We start from the raw sequence: 18,111 nt of genomic DNA, 5'->3' as shown, positions 1-18,111 counted from the left end.
CAACAAACATACCATAATTTCGCTCCCGTTAAAATCTCAATGAAAGCAGAAATCATAACCATAGGTGATGAGATCCTGATCGGACAGATCGTGGATACCAATTCCGCCTGGATGTCTTCCAGGTTGAACGGGATAGGGGTGAAGGTGGCACAGATCACATCTATTTCCGACCGCCGTGAGCACATCCTGGAAGCTTTAAAAGAAGCGGAGGGCCGCGCGGATGTAATCCTGATCACGGGTGGACTCGGACCTACACCTGACGACCTGACCAAAGATGTACTGGCCGAGTATTTTCAAACCCATCTGGTGCGCAATGATGAAGCATACCGCCAACTCGAAGGGTTTTTCAAAAGCCGCAACAGGGAAATGTCTGCACTGAATGCAAGGCAGGCCGATCTTCCTGCCAACTGTACCATGCTCCCGAATCCCAACGGTACGGCACCGGGTATGCAGTTCGAAGAAAGGGGCAAGGTATTCGTGTCCATGCCGGGTGTGCCATTTGAGATGAAAGCCATGATGGATGATCATGTCTTACCGTGGCTGAAAAACAAATATGTACTTCCGTTTATCCTTCACAGAACCATCCTCACACAGGGCATTGCAGAGTCTACCCTGTATGAGATGATCGCTTCTTGGGAAGAGGCCCTACCGGATTCCGTTCGGCTGGCTTACCTGCCTTCCGCAGGCATGGTGCGGTTGAGGCTTACCGCCACGGGCGAAGAAAAAACCTGCAAGGAACTTATAGCAAAGGAGGAGGAAAAGCTTCGCAAACTGATCCCCCAATATATTTACGGTGCGGATGACGAAACCCTGGAAAGTGTGATCGGACGTTTGTTGCTGGAACGCAATGCCACCATGGCCATTGCCGAAAGTTGTACGGGCGGATACATCGCACATCGCATCACGTCCATACCGGGTAGCTCGGCATATTTCCTGGGTGGTGTGGTTTCGTACGCCAATGAAGTGAAAACCTCCTTGCTGGGTGTGGATGCAGGTTCATTGCGCACGCATGGAGCGGTAAGTGAAGATGTGGTTTTGCAAATGGCTGCCGGTGCCAGAAAGGCGACCGGTGCAAACTATGCGGTAGCCACCAGTGGTGTTGCAGGTCCTGACGGTGGCACTGAAGAAAAGCCAGTGGGCCTGGTGTGGATCGCAGTGGCAGGGCCGACATTTACCGAGGCAAAACAGTTCCGGTTTGTCAAAGACCGCATGCGAAATATCGAACTGGCCACACAAACCGCATTGGGTTGGTTGAGGCGTAAGCTGGAAGAATCCCCTCATTGATCAGCGCATCAGGTGGGGCGAACCTGCCGAATTTCCTATCTTTGCCCGAAGATTCAAGTACTATGAACCAAGATATCCGCCACAACTGGACCCGTGAAGAGATTCGGGCGATATACGACAAACCCCTGATGGAACTGCTGTATGATGCAGCTACCATGCATCGCAGGTACCATGACCCACTTGAGGTGCAGGTGAGTTCCCTGCTCAGCGTTAAAACCGGCGGATGTCCGGAAGACTGCGCGTATTGCCCACAAGCCGCCCGCTACAACACAGGCCTGGAAGCACATAAGTTGATGCCGGTGGAGACGGTGGTTAATTTTGCTTCCAAAGCGAAGGAGAGCGGGGCTTCCAGGGTTTGCCTCGGAGCTGCATGGAGGGAAGTGCGCAACAACAAGGATTTCGACAACGTGCTGGAAATGGTACGTGGTATCACCGCCATGGACATGGAGGTATGCTGCACCATGGGGATGATCACAGAGGAGCAGGCGGAGCGTCTGGCAGATGCCGGGTTGTATGCCTACAACCACAATGTGGACACCAGCAGTGACCACTATGAAAGCATCATCACCACCCGCAAATATGAAGACCGGCTCGACACGCTGAACCATGTGCGCAAAGCCAAAATATCGGTTTGTTCGGGAGGCATCATCGGCATGGGAGAAAGCACAGATGATCGCATGGGCATGCTGCTGACCCTGGCCAACCTGGAGAAACACCCTGAATCAGTACCCATCAATGCCCTTGTTCCCGTGCAGGGTACGCCGCTGGAAAACCAACCGTTGGTGCCCATCTGGGACATGGTTCGCATGATTGCAACCGCCCGTGTGGTGATGCCCGCATCTTTGGTTCGCCTGTCTGCAGGCCGCACGCAGATGAGTCAGGAAGGACAAGCACTTTGTTTTGCGGCCGGTGCCAACAGCATCTTCGCCGGAGATAAACTGCTTACCACACCGAACCCCGCCTTCTCGGAAGACATGCAGTTGTTTGCTGCGTTGGGTCTGAAACCCAGGGAAGCATTCAAAGAAGTAAAAGCCGAAGGCGCCCTGGTGTCCTGATCCATACAGTCATGCAGGTACCGGCCTCCATCGTACGCAAGTTGGAGATGCGCCAGCAGGAAGACGCCTTTCGTGTTCTCCGGGTGCAAGACCCCGGCCGGATCGATTTTTCATCCAACGACTACCTGGGAATTGTCAGAAGTGGTACCCTGAAACCACAAGAGGGGCTGGCCACAGGTGCTACGGGTTCACGGCTGCTTACCGGTCATGCCGTTCTTTGTGATACGGTTGAAGCGCAAATCGCCGTCTTTCACAAAGCAGAATCCGCCCTGATTTTCAACAGTGGGTACGCCGCCAACCTCGGACTGATCGCGAGTGTCCCTCAGCGTGAAGACACCCTGCTGTACGATGAACGTTGTCATGCCTCCATTCGTGATGGTGTTCGGCTGAGCCTGGCCAGATCCTATTCATTCCGTCACAATGATGTGGAAAACCTGAGGCAGAAAATCAGGAATGCATCCGGAGCTGTATACATCGTTGTGGAGTCGGTTTACTCAATGGATGGTGACCGGGCACCACTGACGGAACTGACAGACGTTTGCCTGGAGACGGGTGCGCATCTTATCGTGGATGAAGCCCACGCCACCGGTCTTTTCGGTGAAAAAGGGGAGGGGATGGTGGTTGAAATGGGATTGGAACAGGAGGTGTTCTGTCGCGTACATACGTTCGGTAAATCCCTCGGATGCATGGGTGCGGCTGTGGTCGGGCCACTGCAATTGCGCGAATACCTGATTAATTTCGCCCGACCACTTATATATACCACAGCCCTACCTCCGGTGGCCGTTGACATCATCCGCCAATCGTACGCATTGTTTCCCGGGATGATGAAAGAACGTGATGATATCGCATCCCTAACTACCTACCTGTACAACGCATTGGTCAGTCGGTTCGGTGGCAGGGTCACCGGCAAGCATGGCCCCATCCTGTCTTTGCAGGTGCCCGGAAATGCAGAAGTGAAAAAATGGTGTGCTGTTTTGCAGCAGGAAGGAATGGATATTCGTCCCATTTTAAGTCCGACCGTGGCAAGAGGCACCGAACGCATCCGCATCTGCATACATGCCTACAACACATCGGGAGATGCCGATCTTTTGCTGTCTGTTCTTGACGGCATGGCATGAATCCGTATCTTCGGGTGCTGGTCTTTTCCGACACGCATATTGAAACGGAAGTCTCATTCATCATACAATGGATATGCAAAAGTATTTCCTGACGGGTATTGGCACCGATATCGGGAAGACAATCGTTGCCGCAACACTTGTGGAGGCCTGGGAGGCGGACTACTGGAAGCCGGTGCAAACCGGTGATTTGTCGTTTGGCGATTCCCGGAAAGTTCGCTCTTTGCTGTCGAATCCCAAATCGAAAATTCATCCGGAAGCTGTCATGCTAAGAAACGGAATCAGTCCGCACGCCGCTGCACCCATGGATGGCACCCACATCGAACTGAAAAATTTCAAATTACCGGAAACCGACAACCACCTGCTCATCGAAAGTGCCGGTGGCGTGATGGTTCCGTTGAACCAGAAAGACCTGATGGTGGATCTCATCGAGCACCTGGGTTGTGAGGTGATCCTCGTTTCAAGAAATTATCTGGGCAGCATCAATCATACCCTGCTGACGGTGGAATTCCTGAACAAAAGAAAAATCCCCATCAAGGGAATTATCTTCAACGACGAGACCATGTACCCGGCATGTGAGGAAATCATTCTTTCCTATACCGGTCTGCCGTGTATCGGGCGAATCCCGAGGTTATCCGATATAACACCGGAGGTGGTTCGTATGATCGGACAGCAATTCAAGGGGCTTCCGGAAAAATGGTCGAAGCATGACAGCGTGGTTTGAAGATGACAAACAATATGTGTGGCACCCGTTCACACAAGCCAAACTGAGCGATCCCCCCATCCCGATTGTTTCCGGAGAGGGTGCATGGCTGATTGATAAAGACGGGGGGCGATACCTGGATGCGGTGGCTTCGTGGTGGACGAACATTCACGGTCATGCCCATCCCTACCTGGCAGAAAAGCTGGCTGAGCAGGCCCGGAAGCTGGAACATGTGATCTTCGCCGGGTTTACACATCAGCCGGCGGTTGACCTGGCCGGTCGATTGCTGAAGCGTCTGCCCTCCAATCAAAGCAAGATTTTTTATTCCGATAACGGTTCGACTGCGGTTGAGGTGGCCTTGAAAATGGCCATACAATACTGGCATAACCGGGGTGAACGCAGGCGCAAGTTCATTGCACTGCGAGGTGCTTATCATGGCGATACCTTCGGGGCGATGTCAACCAGTGCAAGGGGTACCTTCACCCAACCTTTCGCAGACATGCTGTTTGATGTCATCTTCATTGATCCACCATATCCGGGAACGGAAGAGGCAACCATGGAGCAATTGCGGCACCAGATAGAGGTGAACGGAGATCAGGTGGCGGCATTCATATTCGAACCCCTGGTGCTCGGAACCGCAGGTATGTATATGTATACCCCTGCTGCGCTTGCTGCCATGATGCGCATGTGCAGGGAAAACGGGTGGCTCACGATTGCAGACGAAGTGATGACAGGATTCGGTCGCACCGGTACCTTTTTTGCGTGCGACCAGGTGGATGAAAACCCCGATATCGTATGCATGTCGAAAGGCCTTACAGCCGGCATGTTGCCGATGGGTGCCACCAGTGCCAGTGACCAAATATACCAGGCCTTCTGGTCGGATGATCGCAGCAAAACATTGTTTCACGGTCATTCATTCACGGCGAATCCGTTGGGATGTGCAGCCGGACTCGCAAGCCTGGACCTGTTTGACCAAAACAATGTGATGGATGATGTGCAAAGGATCGCGTTGAACCATGCTACATTCAGGACCAAGATCCGGCACCACCCGTTGGTGAAGGATTGTCGCCATACCGGCGTCATCATCGCCATCGAAATTGAGACCGGACTGGAATCATCCTATTTCAGTGCGCTCAGGGACCAGCTATATCGCTTCTTTATCAGTCAGTACGTGTTGCTGAGACCCCTCGGCAACATTGTGTATATCCTGCCTCCGTATTGTATCTCAGATTTCGAACTGGGACTTCTTTACCAAAGCATTGAGGAGTGCCTGGATAAATTGTCTGTTCAAATTCACAATTCATGAACATTGATCTTACCGGGAAACATGTATTGCTGACCGGTGCCACACGTGGTATCGGTGAAGCCATCGCAAAAAACCTGGCCGCTTCAGGCGCACGTGTATCGGTGCATTTTCTCAGACACAGTAAGCGTGCAGAGCAGTTGGCCGCAGAGTTGGGCAATGGTGCAAAGGCTTTTCAAGCCGACCTGGCACATCCCGAGCATTGCCTGCGTTTGTTTAATGACGTATTGAATGCATTCGGCCACATAGATGTGCTGGTGAACAATGCGGGCATCGCTTATAAGTCGCCGTTGGATGAAGATGATGATGACTGGCTGGTAGATTGGCACAGTACGATTGCCGTTAACCTGACCGCAGTGGGGTTGTTGTGCAAAAAGGCCATTGAGCATTTCACCGTCATGGGAGGGGGAAGAATCATCAATATTGCTTCAAGGGCCTCTTTTAGGGGAGATACACCCGATTACCTGGCGTATGCAGCTTCCAAGGGCGGTGTGATTCCGCTGACACGTTCCATTGCCCGATACTTTGGTAAACAAGGGATCAAAGCATTCAATGTTGCGCCGGGATTTGTGCGCACCGATATGGCGCAGGATTTCATGAACGAGTATGGAGAAGCATTTGCTGTGAATGACATTGCATTGCCCGAACTGACCGTTCCTGAAGACCTGGCCCCCCTGGTCACTTTTCTGGCCAGCGGTTTATGCGACCATGCAACCGGAGGTACGTTCGATGTGAATGCGGGCAGCTACGTGCACTAAGCCAGCGAGTCTTTCACCGAATCTACCCAACGACGCACAAAGGATGCATTCAACATCATGGTGTCGCGGTCGCTTTGGGTGGATACCTTTTCCAGGTTGTTGCTGTATTCAAGCAGGAGGTCTTTGGGTAACCTGGGGAAATCCTCACGCTTGATCAGGGTTTTGAAAAAGTCGAGCGTGATGGTTTCGATGGGGAATATTTCCTTCTTTTTCCTGAATACGTATTCGGCTGAGGCAAGGGAGGATTTCAATAACTCATACGCACCTGATTCAAAATACAGGAACAGGCTGATGAACTTCATGAGGGCATAACTGTCATATCGGCTGTGCAGGCTTTTCTCATTCATGTAGTAATGCAAGACTGCCGTGGCTTGCTTGATGTAGCGATGCATAAAAAGCCCGAGGCATATATTTCGATAGAGCAGTGCTTGCTGGCTGATAGGGATGCGGTCGCGGTTGACATTCAGATAGTCCAGGAATTCCCCGGATTCTTGTTCGACACGTGCGGCATCGCTGGTAGAAGACCACATCAGGGTTCGGAGTATATTCAACCTGCACGATTGAGCGATTTGCAGGTTTTCAGACCGGATGGAAAGAGCGCCCAGCCGCTGGATGGCCGCTTCAACGGCTTTCTTCTTTCCGAACAGGCTGTTCACCACACCATGGTGGTAGAGAATCTTGATGTACAGAAGGGCTTGTGATTGCAAAAGGCCCACATTGGATTGTTCGAGCAGCTGCGTGGCTTGATCGAGGTGGTACTTCGCCTTCTCAAAATTAATGTCTACATAGGAATACAGCCCATAATTGATGTAGTGAAGATATACCGAAGCTTCCACAGAAAGGGCTTTGCCGGGATCGGTCAACAAGGGGTGTGAAAAATATTCGGATGTTTCCGGATCGGCTTTGGCAAATACCCCCCCATTTTGAAGTGATGGAAGCCAGCCTGAGGTAAAGTGATTTGTACTGGCTTGCATTCTTAAGTACCGCAAAGCTCTGAAGTTTTTCCTCCAAAAGGCGACTTACAGTTTTTTCACTTTCATATTCACCCAGCAGGGTGTCCACCGTCAGTTCTTCCCATTTGGCAATGGAAATGAGAAACTCATGGCGTTCATGCAATTTGGCCAGCTTTTTTGCTTTTCGCAGGATCCGTTGACTTTCTTCATAAAACCCTTTCATGATCAGTACTTCTGCCTGGTTCATCAGGTCGCGCAATTGTAAACTGGAAGAACTGTTGCGATGAAAGGCAGCCAGGTCACGCAGCAACATGTTATGCAGGTAATGCTTGAGTGATGGGAGCTGGCGGATGAAGGTGGCGTTGGAAGAATGTTTGGCCAGGATCTTCGGCGAATCGTTACCGTATTTGTCAATCAGGTCAAACAACAAAACATAATTGCCTTTGCCTCCCTTTGCATTGCGGCTTGCCTGGAGCTTGAAATGACGTTTTTCGTTTTGCGAAAGCGATTGAATGAGCTTCACCAATGCACTTTGTTTGCCTGTATTTGATTTCACGTATCCGGGAGAATTTCTGGTATGGAATATTTATTAAAGAGTGCGTGATACTTTGTTCTGGTGATGTGTGTGTTGTTCAGTGGATGGTTTTAATTGTTTATCAAAGTACAAAATTTTCATTGTGCAATAAACCCGGTTGAGATATTTTATCAGCTTATGTGGTGCAAACCTGTTTCCGGATGGCTCCCAATGTTTACTTTCTGGAAGTTATGCTTCGAAACCATTGGCAGTCAATTGGCGTAAAGCACAAGTATATAAATGAATATGCGTGGTGGATTCCGTTTGGGCATGATATGGAATAGACGATCGTCTGTGATTTCTTCAATTTAACGGTTTTAAAAGCTTGAATGCCTTGCCTGAAGCGCATCGACCTATGTCAGTGAAGAACTCTTGGGCATTATTTTAGAAATAGAAACCTAAAAAAAACAGAAGATTATTTTGTTCTTGGTTGTACAGATACTTACATTGATGCGTGCATTGTTAAGTAAAGGACAATTCTCCGTCCTGCTCCGTAACCGCTTTTATAAACCTATTGACATGAAAAAAGACTGTTGCCGCATACATTGTATCCTGGGAATTGCCGGTTTGTTGTGTATGCTGGTGATCACAGCCCATGCCCAAACCCTGTTGCCACTTCCTTCTCCCGACGCAGTTTACGGTGTAGACTGCGGAAGCAACCTGGGCTTTGAAAGCGGAAATCTTTCAAATTGGGAGGGGTGTTATTTTTCCGGATGTCCGGTGGGGCAGAAGTTTCCCAATTCATGTCCTGCAGATTGTTTTTCCACCAGCCTGACCTATGAAAACGGTGCATGGGTATGTACCTGCAACTCTTGTGGAGCAGGCAGCAGCCCGACCAAAAGTCCTTGTTGCCCCATCAAGTGTGATCAGGCGGGTTTGCAGCCGGGTGTCAACTCCGTCAATGGAACCCTTGGAACGTGCAGCGCACTTACGCCGACAGCCGGCAATGTGCGTCATACGGTAACTACGGGTGGCGGTACAGATCCCAACAGCGATGGCAACATTCCCGTGGTGGCTCCGGGAGGAGGCAATTTTTCCGTACGCATCGGGAACCAGGAGGCCGGATGGGAAGCAGAATGCCTTTCTCAATCATTCACCGTTTCCCCGCAAAATGCCCTGTTTACCTATATGTATGCGGTGGTGTTCATGGACCCGCCGGGACATACTGACGACAACCGTCCCCGTTTTGAGATCAACATCACCGATCCCAATGGCGATCCTGTTCCCTGCGGAGGAGAGTACCTGGTTGTGAGTAAGGATGCCGAAAGCCAGGAGGGCTTCAAAAAAGCCACCAGCCCGAATTGTTCTCGTGACTCGGAGGGCGACACCACGAACGTGTGGTACAAAGAATGGACGCCGGTTGCAACCGATCTTTCATCTTTCATCAACCAACAGGTGACCATTAAGTTCTGTACCGCTGACTGCGGACAAGGAGGACATTGGGGGTATGCCTATGTAGATACGTATTGCAGTCCGCTTGAAATATCAGGTTCCAATCTTTGTGTGACAGGTGGTAACGTTACCCTCACCGCGCCCCAGGGTTTCAGCAACTATACGTGGTACAGCGGTGGTGTTCCGGTAACCCCGCCCAGCATCGGTAACAACATCACATTGACCGTTCCCGCCACCAATGGTGCGATCTATACGGTTCGTATGGAGAACGTGGCCACACCGGGTTGCTACACGTACATCACGGATACCATTTCCGTTTTTGAGGCTGAGGCTTCGGGCGATACAACCATTTGTGAACTCTCCACCACACCACTTCAACTTTCCACCACCACCAACGACGGCGCCACCACATACAGCTGGAGCCCGACCACGGGCTTAAGCTGCACCACCTGCCCCAATCCGCAGGTTAACCCGCCGTTCTCCAATATCACCTATTCCGTAACGATGACCAGTCCGCTGGGATGTACGATTGATGACCAGATCACCATCACTACGGAAGAGTGCAGTCCGCATGTCACCGCAACAGCTGATACGATGTGTGCAGGCGGATGCGGAGATGTAACGGCAGTGGGAACCGACGGTGTGGAACCCTACACCTACACATGGTTACCCAACATCGGTAGCGGAGCCGGACCGCACAATGTGTGTCCCGCCACCACCACGGTATACCACGTCACCATCACCGATGCCGACGGATATACCGATAGCACCACCACCACCTTTGTCATTTACCCGGTACCCACGGTAACCATGTCACCCGATCTGAACGTATGTTCGGATGATGATCCGACCTCCGACCTGACAGCAACCGTCAACGGCGGCACCGGTCCGTTTACCTATGTATGGGACGATCCCAACTCAGGCGCCACGCCCACCGTCACAGTCACGAACGTGCTGAATACATCGGTTACCTATCATGTATCCATCACCGATATCAACGGTTGTACCACCGACGGTGAAGTAACCGTGGTCACAGCCTGCACACCTTTTGTGACCATGGACCCTGATGAATATTGCCAGGGCGGATGTGCTAGCCTCGAGCCTCAGGCCAGCGGAGGTGCACCTCCCTACACCTGGAACTGGGATGATACTTCCCTGAGTGGGCCGGGGCCGCACAATGTGTGCCCTGCCACCACCACCACCTATTGCGTGACCGTTACCGACCAGAATGGGGAAACGGCCAACACCTGCGCCACGGTCACGGTGAATGATCCACCGCAGCTGACAACGTCGGCCACCACGGCCACCTGCGGACAGTGTGACGGTTCGGTTACGGTGACTGCCACGGGTACCGGTCCGTATACCTATGTGTGGGACAGTGGGTGTACTTCAGCCTCATGTACAGGCATGTGTGCCGGCAATTATTCGGTCACTGTCACCGATGCCAAGGGATGTCAGTCGGAAACATCCGAATCGGTGAACAACACCAACGCGCCGGTGATCGAAGTGATTTCCGACAGCGTGGCCTGTTTCGGAGATTGCAACGGAACGGTATCTGTGAACATGACAAGCCCCGGCAGTCCGCCTTATACCTACCAGTGGAGCCCTGCTGGCACCGGCTCTGCATTAACCGGCCAGTGCGCCGGCAACTACTCGGTTACCGTGACCGATAATGTCGGTTGCCAGGGATCGGCAAGTGGCTTCATCTATGAACCTTCGGAAATGACACAGTCGGTTTCACACACCGACCTGTTATGTTATGGTGATCAGAACGGCACCATTACGTGGACCGTTTTGGGAGGCACTCCTCCCTATACTTACAACTGGGCACCAGGTGGGTATACCACTTCGGTGGTAACCGGGCTCTCCAGTGGTACATACAATGGTACCGTGACGGATGCCAATGGTTGCACGCTCACCACATCGGCAACGATTACCGAACCCACCCAATTGGTGCTGACCACCACACCGGTGAATACCACCTGTTCCAATGCAGATGGTAGTCTGACGGTAACCGCGTCAGGAGCCACGCCTCCATATTCATATCTGTGGAACAACGGTGCCACCACGTCGGTCATCTCGGGATTGGTGCCGGGAACCTATTCGGTAACCGTGACAGATGCCAACGGTTGTGAGGTAACCACCGATGATGCGGTGCAAGGGCTTGACTTACCCTCGGTAGATATCACCGGCAGCACCGACCCGCTTTGTTATGGCGATTGCACCGGTACGGCCACTGCCCAGGGAAGCGGAGGCACACCTCCTTATATTTATACGTGGGATGATCCGGACAACCAGACGGTGGCCACAGCTACCGGACTTTGTGAGGGTAGCTATTCGGTTTGTTTGACAGATAGCAAGGGATGTATGATTTGTGATTCGGTGGTGATCAATCAGCCGCCACCGGTTACGTTGAGTACCGGCGCTACAGATGAAACCTGCCATGATTCCACCGGAACGGTATACGCCACCCCGGGTGGAGGTACGCCACCTTATACTTTGGTTTGGAATGACCCGACCGGTTCCACTACAGATACGGTGGCCGGGTTGAGTGAGGGCACCTATACAGTGACGTTCACCGATGCCAATGGATGTGTGATCACCGGCAGCGATGTGGTGGAAAACATCCAGATCCTGCCGGTTGCACAGTTCGTGCCTGATCCGTACGAGGTGTTGCTGATGAATCCGGTGATCAACTTCTTTGATAAATCGAGTGATGCCATCAGTTGGGTGTGGGACTTTGGTGACAGCACCACGTCCACTGCACAAAACCCCATTCATACATACTCAGACACCGGTTGCTATGATGTGGGCTTATGGGTGATTAACCGGTACGGCTGCGAAGACTCGATACATACGACGGTGTGCGTGAAAGACATCTCCAGTATCTATATTCCCAATGCATTCACCCCGAACAAGGATGGCAAGAACGAATACTTCACAGTGGGCCAGTACAACTATTGCGAATTTGAGATGTATATTTTCGACCGATGGGGCAACCTGATTTTCAATACCACCAACCTGCAGGGATGGGACGGCACCGCCAACAACGGCACCGAGATGGCCCAGGAAGATGTGTATGTGTGGTTGGTGAAGGCGGTGGATTGCTATGGCACTCCATGGAGCAGGATAGGGCGTGTAACCCTGATCCGATAACCCACTTTCCGATCGGAAAAATAAAAATCAAACCGGAGTTCCTGCTCCGGTTTTTTTGTTGTGTCATGTGACATGCAGGGATGTATTCTCTTTGGTATTCTTTTGTTTTGAAGCCGGCATGCTAAAAAAAAGCCTGCGATTTTTTTGTCAAAACTTCCCATTATTACTACTTTGTTTACCTATAAACCGTAACCAATTCCGCTCCCCAGGGCGGATTGTTAATTAAGTCTTTGTTGAAAATTCGTCTTGGATCCCAGGCCAGGTGTCATGCATCCTAATATATACCCCCGTCCTATGAATTTGAGGTATTACCTTCATTTGTGCTTCGTTGGTTGTTTGTTGACTTTATTAACAACCGGCGCATGGGCCCAGTCCGGCTCCCGGATCAATGCTACAAATGCCGTGAGAGATATTGTTGATTGTGGTAGCAACCTCGGATTTGAAGATGGAAATCTTTCAAATTGGGAGGGGTGTTATTTTTCCGGATGTCCGGTGGGGCAGAAGTTTCCCAATTCATGTCCTGCCGATTGTTTTTCCACCAGCCTGACCTATGAAAACGGTGCATGGGTATGTACCTGCAACTCTTGTGGAGCAGGCAGCAGCCCGACCAAAAGCCCTTGTTGCCCCATCAAGTGTGATCAGGCGGGTTTGCAGCCGGGTGTCAACTCGGTCAATGGAACCCTTGGAACGTGCAGCGCACTTACGCCGACAGCCGGCAATGTGCGTCATACGGTAACTACGGGTGGCGGTACAGATCCCAACAGCGATGGCAACATTCCCGTGGTGGCTCCGGGAGGAGGCAATTTTTCCGTACGCATCGGGAACCAGGAGGCCGGATGGGAAGCAGAATGCCTTTCTCAATCATTCACCGTTTCCCCGCAAAATGCCCTGTTTACCTATATGTATGCGGTGGTGTTCATGGACCCGCCGGGACATACTGACGACAACCGTCCCCGTTTTGAGATCAACATCACCGATCCCAATGGCGATCCTGTTCCCTGCGGAGGAGAGTACCTGGTTGTGAGTAAGGATGCCGAAAGCCAGGAGGGCTTCAAAAAAGCCACCAGCCCGAATTGTTCTCGTGACTCGGAGGGCGACACCACGAACGTGTGGTACAAAGAATGGACGCCGGTTGCAACCGATCTTTCATCTTTCATCAACCAACAGGTGACCATTAAGTTCTGTACCGCTGACTGCGGACAAGGTGGTCACTGGGGGTACGCGTATGTGGATACCTACTGTTCTCCGCTGGAGGTATTGGGTACGCGCGTTTGCTCAACCGACCCCACGGTTACATTAACAGCCCCGTCCGGGTTCAGCAGTTATGAGTGGTTTGAAGGACAGGCGCCCGGTACGCCTCCGAGCATCGGCAACAGCATCGACCTGACCGTTCCGGTTGTGGATGGCGGAATCTATACCGTGAAGCTGGAAAACGTGGCCACACCCGGTTGCTATACCTATATCACGGATACCGTGGAAGTGTTCTCCGCCGAAGCCACCGGTGATACAACCGTGTGTCGGTATTCCACCAGCCCCTTGCAACTCACTGCCTCAGGTAGCGATGATGAAACGACTTACAGCTGGAGTCCGACCACCGGCCTGAGTTGCAGCACCTGTCCCAACCCGCAGGTCAATCCGCCCTTCTCTGACATCACTTATACCGTAACAATGACCAGTTCCCTCGGATGCGTCATCACGGAAGACATCAGCATCACAGCCATCGAGTGTCCGCCCAATGTCACCGCAACGGCTGATTCATTGTGTGAAGGCGGATGTGGAGATGTGACGGCCATAGGTACCGGAGGAACCCCGCCGTATACCTGGACGTGGTCACCCAACATCGGCACAGAGGCAGGCCCCTACAACGAGTGTCCCACTTCCACCACGGTGTACCATGTTACCATTACGGATGCATTGGGAGAAGTCGACAGCACCACAACAACCTTCGTGGTTTATCCGGTACCCACGGTAACCATGACACCGGATCTGAATGTTTGTTCGGATGACGACCCGACCTCTGACCTGACGGCAACCGTCAACGGTGGCACCGGTCCGTTCACCTATGTATGGGACGATCCCAACTCAGGTAACACATCCACCATCACGGTGACCAACGTATTGAATACATCCGTCACCTATCATGTATCCATCACCGATATCAACGGTTGTACCACAGATGGTGAGGTGACAGTTACCACAGCCTGCTCACCTTTTGTGACACTGGATGCAGCCGAGTATTGCCAGGGCGGATGTACCACCCTCGAGCCTCAGGCCAATGGTGGAGCGCCGCCTTATACATGGAATTGGGACAACCCCACGCTCAACGGACCGGGCCCCTTCGATGTATGTCCGACAGTAACCACCACCTATTGCGTAACGGTGACGGATTTGAACGGTGCCACTGCCAGCACCTGCGCAACAGTTACGGTGAATGATCCGCCGGTACTGACCACGTCATCTACCACAGCTACCTGCGGGCAGTGTGATGGTTCGGTTACGGTGACTGCTACCGGCGCCGGTCCGTTTGACTACCTGTGGAGTTCAGGATGCACCACAGCTACCTGTCAGAACATGTGTACCGGCAATTATTCGGTCACAGTTACGGATGACAATGGCTGTCAGTCGGAGATATCTCAACCGGTAAGTAATACCAATGCGCCGGAGATCCAGGCCATTCCCGATAGTGTGGCCTGCTTCGGAGATTGTGACGGAACGGTTGTTGCCATCGTTACCTCCACCGGAACCCCGCCGTATAGCTTCCAATGGAGTCCGGCTGGAACAGATTCGGTATTGACCGGGCAGTGTGCAGGAACTTACACCGTAACCATTACCGATCAACTGGGCTGCCAATCCGTAGCCAGTACCTTTATCTATGAACCCTCGGAAATGAGCCAGACGGTTTCCCATACAGACCTGTTATGTTACGGTGACCAGAACGGAACCATTACCTGGATTGTAGAAGGAGGAACATTGCCATATACTTTCAACTGGACACCGGGTGGTTATACAACGGCAAGTCTCACCGGGCTTGCCAGCGGCACATACAACGGCACCGTAACGGATGCCAACGGTTGTACGCAGACCACATCTGCAACCATTATAGAACCCACACCGCTGGTGCTGTCCATCACTCATACCAACACAACATGCTCCAATGATGATGGTACCGTAACGGTGACAGCTTCAGGCGCAACGCCGCCGTATTCATACATCTGGAACAACGGGGGTACCACTTCGGGTATCTCGGGATTGGTGCCGGGAACCTATTCGGTGACCGTAACGGATGTCAACGGTTGTGAAGTAACCACCGATGATGCGGTGCAAGGCATTCCGTTGCCGGCTGTGGATATCTCCGGCAGCACCGACCCGCTTTGTTACGGAGACTGCACCGGAACGGCCACTGCCCAGGGAAGCGGTGGTACGCCACCCTACAACTATGGGTGGAATGATGCAGCCAACCAGACGGGAGCTACAGCTACCGGCCTTTGTGCAGGAGAATACAAGGTATGTCTGACCGATGCCAATGGTTGCCCGGCCTGTGATTCAGTGGTGATCAATCAGCCGCCGCCGGTGACCTTGAGTACGGGAGCCACCGACGAGATCTGCCATGATTCCACCGGAACGGTTTATGCCACCCCGGGTGGAGGCACACCACCTTATACGTTGATCTGGAGCGATCCCACCGGTTCAACCACAGATACAGTAGCCGGATTGAAGGAAGGTACCTATTCGGTGACGGCAACCGATGCCAACGGATGCGTGATCACCGGCAGTGACATGGTGGAAAACATCCAGATACTGCCCGTGGCACATTTCGTTCCTGATCCGTATGAGGCATTGCTGATGAACCCGGTCATCAGTTTCTTCGACAAATCTAGCGATGCCATCAGCTGGGTGTGGGACTTCGGTGACAGTTCAACATCTACCTTGCAAAATCCTATTCACACCTACTCGGATACCGGTTGCTACGATGTGAGCCTCTGGATCATCAACCAGTATGGCTGTGAAGACTCGATAGAAACGACGGTATGTGTGAAAGACATTTCGAGTATCTATATCCCCAATGCATTCACCCCGAACCAGGATGGTAAGAATGAATACTTTACCGTGGGCCAGTACAACTACTGCGAGTTCGAGATGTACATCTTTGACCGATGGGGGAACCTGATCTTCAAGACCACCAGTTTGAAGGGGTGGGATGGTACTGCCAACAACGGCACCGAGATCGCCCAGGAAGATGTGTATGTGTGGTTGGTGAAGGCGGTTGACTGCTATGGCAATCCGTGGAAGCGCGTCGGGCACGTGACGTTGATACGTTAGACGGAAGGTAAGGGGGTAAGGAATTGTAAAAAGGCGGAGGGCTGTAACGTGTTGTCGGGGTAGTGTAGGGAAATGTGTTATTTTCCTCTTCCTTGTACAACAGTCAGAACGGTATACCCGATGATTTTCAGGTCGAGGGCGAGTGACATGTTCTCGATGTAGATGATGTCATACTTCAGTCGCTCGATCATCTGCTCCACATTTTCCGCGTAACCATACTTCACCTGGCCCCAGGATGTGATACCAGGTCTTACCTTGTGCAGGTGATGGTAGTGTTCGGCTTTCATTACGATCTGGTCAATGAAGTACTGGCGTTCAGGACGCGGTCCCACCAGTGACATATCTCCAATCAATACATTGTAGAATTGCGGGATCTCATCCAGGCGGGTTTTTCGCATGAAGCTTCCCAGGGGCGTGATGCGGCTGTCGTTTTCGCTGGCCAGCATGGGCTTGTCTTTTTCCGCATTCACATACATCGACCTGAATTTGTAGATGGTGAACGGTTTGCCGTACTGTCCGATCCTTTCGTGGCTGTAAAACACGGGACCTTTGGAAGAGATTTTTACGGCCAATGCGGTAAGGATGTACAAGGGTGCGCAGAACACAAGTACGCCCAGGGATATGGTAATGTCCATCGCACGTTTCATGAACTTTTGCCAGTGCGGCATCAGGTCGGGGTAGATCTCGATCAGTGCTGCACCGAAGATGGACGTCATTTTCACCGAACCGGCCAGGATGTCGTACATATCGGGAATGATCTTGATGACGATGCCCATGCCTTCCACGCGGTCCATGATGCGCCGGAGGTTGTCGTGTTCCGAAGACTCAATGGCGATGATCACTTCTTCAGCCTTGTTCTGTTCGATGATTTCCCGCAGGTTGTCAACATGGCCCAGGTGAGGTATGTTCTCTTTTAAAGGTGATCCGCCGTTTCCACCGTTCACCTGCACATAGCCGATGAACCGGTTACCCACGGCATGTCTCATGGATTCGAACTCCTGAAAGAGGTCCACTGCTTTTTGGTTGCTGCCGATCAGGATGGTTGGGAAACCGATCTTGCGGTGTTTGATCCTGTAAGACGTGATGCTGGTGAGGATGAACCGCAACAGGAAAGTAAGGGTGAAATGAAGGGTGAGGAGAAACAGGAACGATCGGTAATAACTTTTGTAGCTGGCCACTTCATCATCTAGAATCAGTGCGAAGAAAATGGTCAGAACACCGAGAAATGATGTCCACAGGGTTTGCGCCAGCTCTTTGAGCCTAGACTTCCGGTAAATGTCCCTGTAAGAACCCACAACGGTATACAGTATCAACCAGAAGATGGGGATGCAAATCAATCCGATAATGAAAGTCTGATCAACCTGTACGGGTATTTCATGTCCGAACTTCTGCGGTTCGATTACTTTTTTCCGGTACATGTAGAACAGACCCCACGCAAGTGCAGCCGCCACGAGGTCGGCCAGAACATATTTCAGCACTTGAAGGGTACGGTTCATAC

11 protein-coding genes are annotated in these 18,111 nt (G+C 52.0%); 8 read left to right on the top strand and 3 right to left on the bottom strand.

Features of this window, described 5'->3' with window-relative positions; genetic code table 11:
- The first annotated feature begins 39 nt into the window (after positions 1-39).
- From H6585_07900 to H6585_07875, 6 genes are all read left to right on the top strand, one after another.
- Positions 40-1,284, top strand: a complete 1,245-nt coding sequence (locus tag H6585_07900) for a competence/damage-inducible protein A (protein ID MCB9448250.1) — start codon at positions 40-42, stop codon at positions 1,282-1,284.
- Between the two features lie 62 nt (positions 1,285-1,346).
- Complete coding sequence (bioB, locus tag H6585_07895; protein ID MCB9448249.1) at positions 1,347-2,339, top strand: biotin synthase BioB; 993 nt, start codon at positions 1,347-1,349, stop codon at positions 2,337-2,339.
- A gap of 11 nt (positions 2,340-2,350) precedes the next feature.
- Entirely contained in the window at positions 2,351-3,457 is a 1,107-nt protein-coding gene (locus tag H6585_07890) for an aminotransferase class I/II-fold pyridoxal phosphate-dependent enzyme (protein ID MCB9448248.1), read from the top strand.
- A gap of 73 nt (positions 3,458-3,530) precedes the next feature.
- Positions 3,531-4,178 (top strand): dethiobiotin synthase, encoded by a 648-nt coding sequence (gene bioD / locus H6585_07885; GenBank protein MCB9448247.1) that lies wholly within the window; start codon positions 3,531-3,533, stop codon positions 4,176-4,178.
- Positions 4,162-5,463 (top strand): adenosylmethionine--8-amino-7-oxononanoate transaminase, encoded by a 1,302-nt coding sequence (gene bioA / locus H6585_07880; protein ID MCB9448246.1) that lies wholly within the window; start codon positions 4,162-4,164, stop codon positions 5,461-5,463. Before bioD ends, bioA begins: the two co-directional genes overlap by 17 nt.
- Positions 5,460-6,218 (top strand): SDR family oxidoreductase, encoded by a 759-nt coding sequence (locus tag H6585_07875; protein ID MCB9448245.1) that lies wholly within the window; start codon positions 5,460-5,462, stop codon positions 6,216-6,218. Before bioA ends, H6585_07875 begins: the two co-directional genes overlap by 4 nt.
- Here H6585_07875 and H6585_07870 read toward each other — a convergent pair.
- Both H6585_07870 and H6585_07865 read right to left on the bottom strand, forming a co-directional pair.
- Positions 6,215-7,054: a hypothetical protein gene (locus H6585_07870; protein MCB9448244.1), complete on the bottom strand. Its 840-nt coding sequence runs from the start codon at positions 7,052-7,054 to the stop codon at positions 6,215-6,217. The genes H6585_07875 and H6585_07870 overlap by 4 nt on opposite strands.
- The gene (locus tag H6585_07865; protein MCB9448243.1) at positions 6,993-7,727 is read right to left on the bottom strand and encodes a hypothetical protein; all 735 of its coding nucleotides are present in this window, start codon (positions 7,725-7,727) and stop codon (positions 6,993-6,995) included. The genes H6585_07870 and H6585_07865 overlap by 62 nt, the downstream gene beginning before the upstream one ends.
- Before the next feature lie 537 nt (positions 7,728-8,264).
- Here H6585_07865 and H6585_07860 point away from each other — a divergent pair.
- The gene (locus tag H6585_07860; protein ID MCB9448242.1) at positions 8,265-12,293 is read left to right on the top strand and encodes a gliding motility-associated C-terminal domain-containing protein; all 4,029 of its coding nucleotides are present in this window, start codon (positions 8,265-8,267) and stop codon (positions 12,291-12,293) included.
- A gap of 402 nt (positions 12,294-12,695) precedes the next feature.
- A complete protein-coding gene (locus H6585_07855; protein MCB9448241.1) occupies positions 12,696-16,613 on the top strand; it encodes a gliding motility-associated C-terminal domain-containing protein in 3,918 nt (1,305 codons plus the stop codon).
- Between the two features lie 77 nt (positions 16,614-16,690).
- On the opposite strand, the gene H6585_07850 is transcribed toward H6585_07855, so the two are convergent.
- Entirely contained in the window at positions 16,691-18,109 is a 1,419-nt protein-coding gene (locus H6585_07850) for a sugar transferase (protein MCB9448240.1), read from the bottom strand.
- Positions 18,110-18,111: the final 2 nt, after the last annotated feature.

The sequence above is a fragment of the Flavobacteriales bacterium genome (genome assembly GCA_020635855.1).
Taxonomy (GTDB): Bacteria; Bacteroidota; Bacteroidia; order JACJYZ01; family JACJYZ01; genus JACJYZ01.
The sequence above is the reverse complement of the archived record's forward strand: the minus strand, read 5'-3'. Positions and strand labels throughout refer to the sequence as shown.

What these genes read in the sequence shown, in the direction of transcription:
- H6585_07900 (MCB9448250.1), top strand. Translation starts at nt 40, where the DNA reads ATGAAAGCAGAAATCATAACCATAGGTGATGAGATCCTGATCGGACAG.
- H6585_07860 (MCB9448242.1), top strand. Translation starts at nt 8,265, where the DNA reads ATGAAAAAAGACTGTTGCCGCATACATTGTATCCTGGGAATTGCCGGT.
- bioD (MCB9448247.1), top strand. Translation starts at nt 3,531, where the DNA reads ATGCAAAAGTATTTCCTGACGGGTATTGGCACCGATATCGGGAAGACA.
- bioA (MCB9448246.1), top strand. Translation starts at nt 4,162, where the DNA reads ATGACAGCGTGGTTTGAAGATGACAAACAATATGTGTGGCACCCGTTC.
- bioB (MCB9448249.1), top strand. Translation starts at nt 1,347, where the DNA reads ATGAACCAAGATATCCGCCACAACTGGACCCGTGAAGAGATTCGGGCG.
- H6585_07850 (MCB9448240.1), bottom strand. Translation starts at nt 18,109, where the DNA reads ATGAACCGTACCCTTCAAGTGCTGAAATATGTTCTGGCCGACCTCGTG.
- H6585_07875 (MCB9448245.1), top strand. Translation starts at nt 5,460, where the DNA reads ATGAACATTGATCTTACCGGGAAACATGTATTGCTGACCGGTGCCACA.
- H6585_07890 (MCB9448248.1), top strand. Translation starts at nt 2,351, where the DNA reads ATGCAGGTACCGGCCTCCATCGTACGCAAGTTGGAGATGCGCCAGCAG.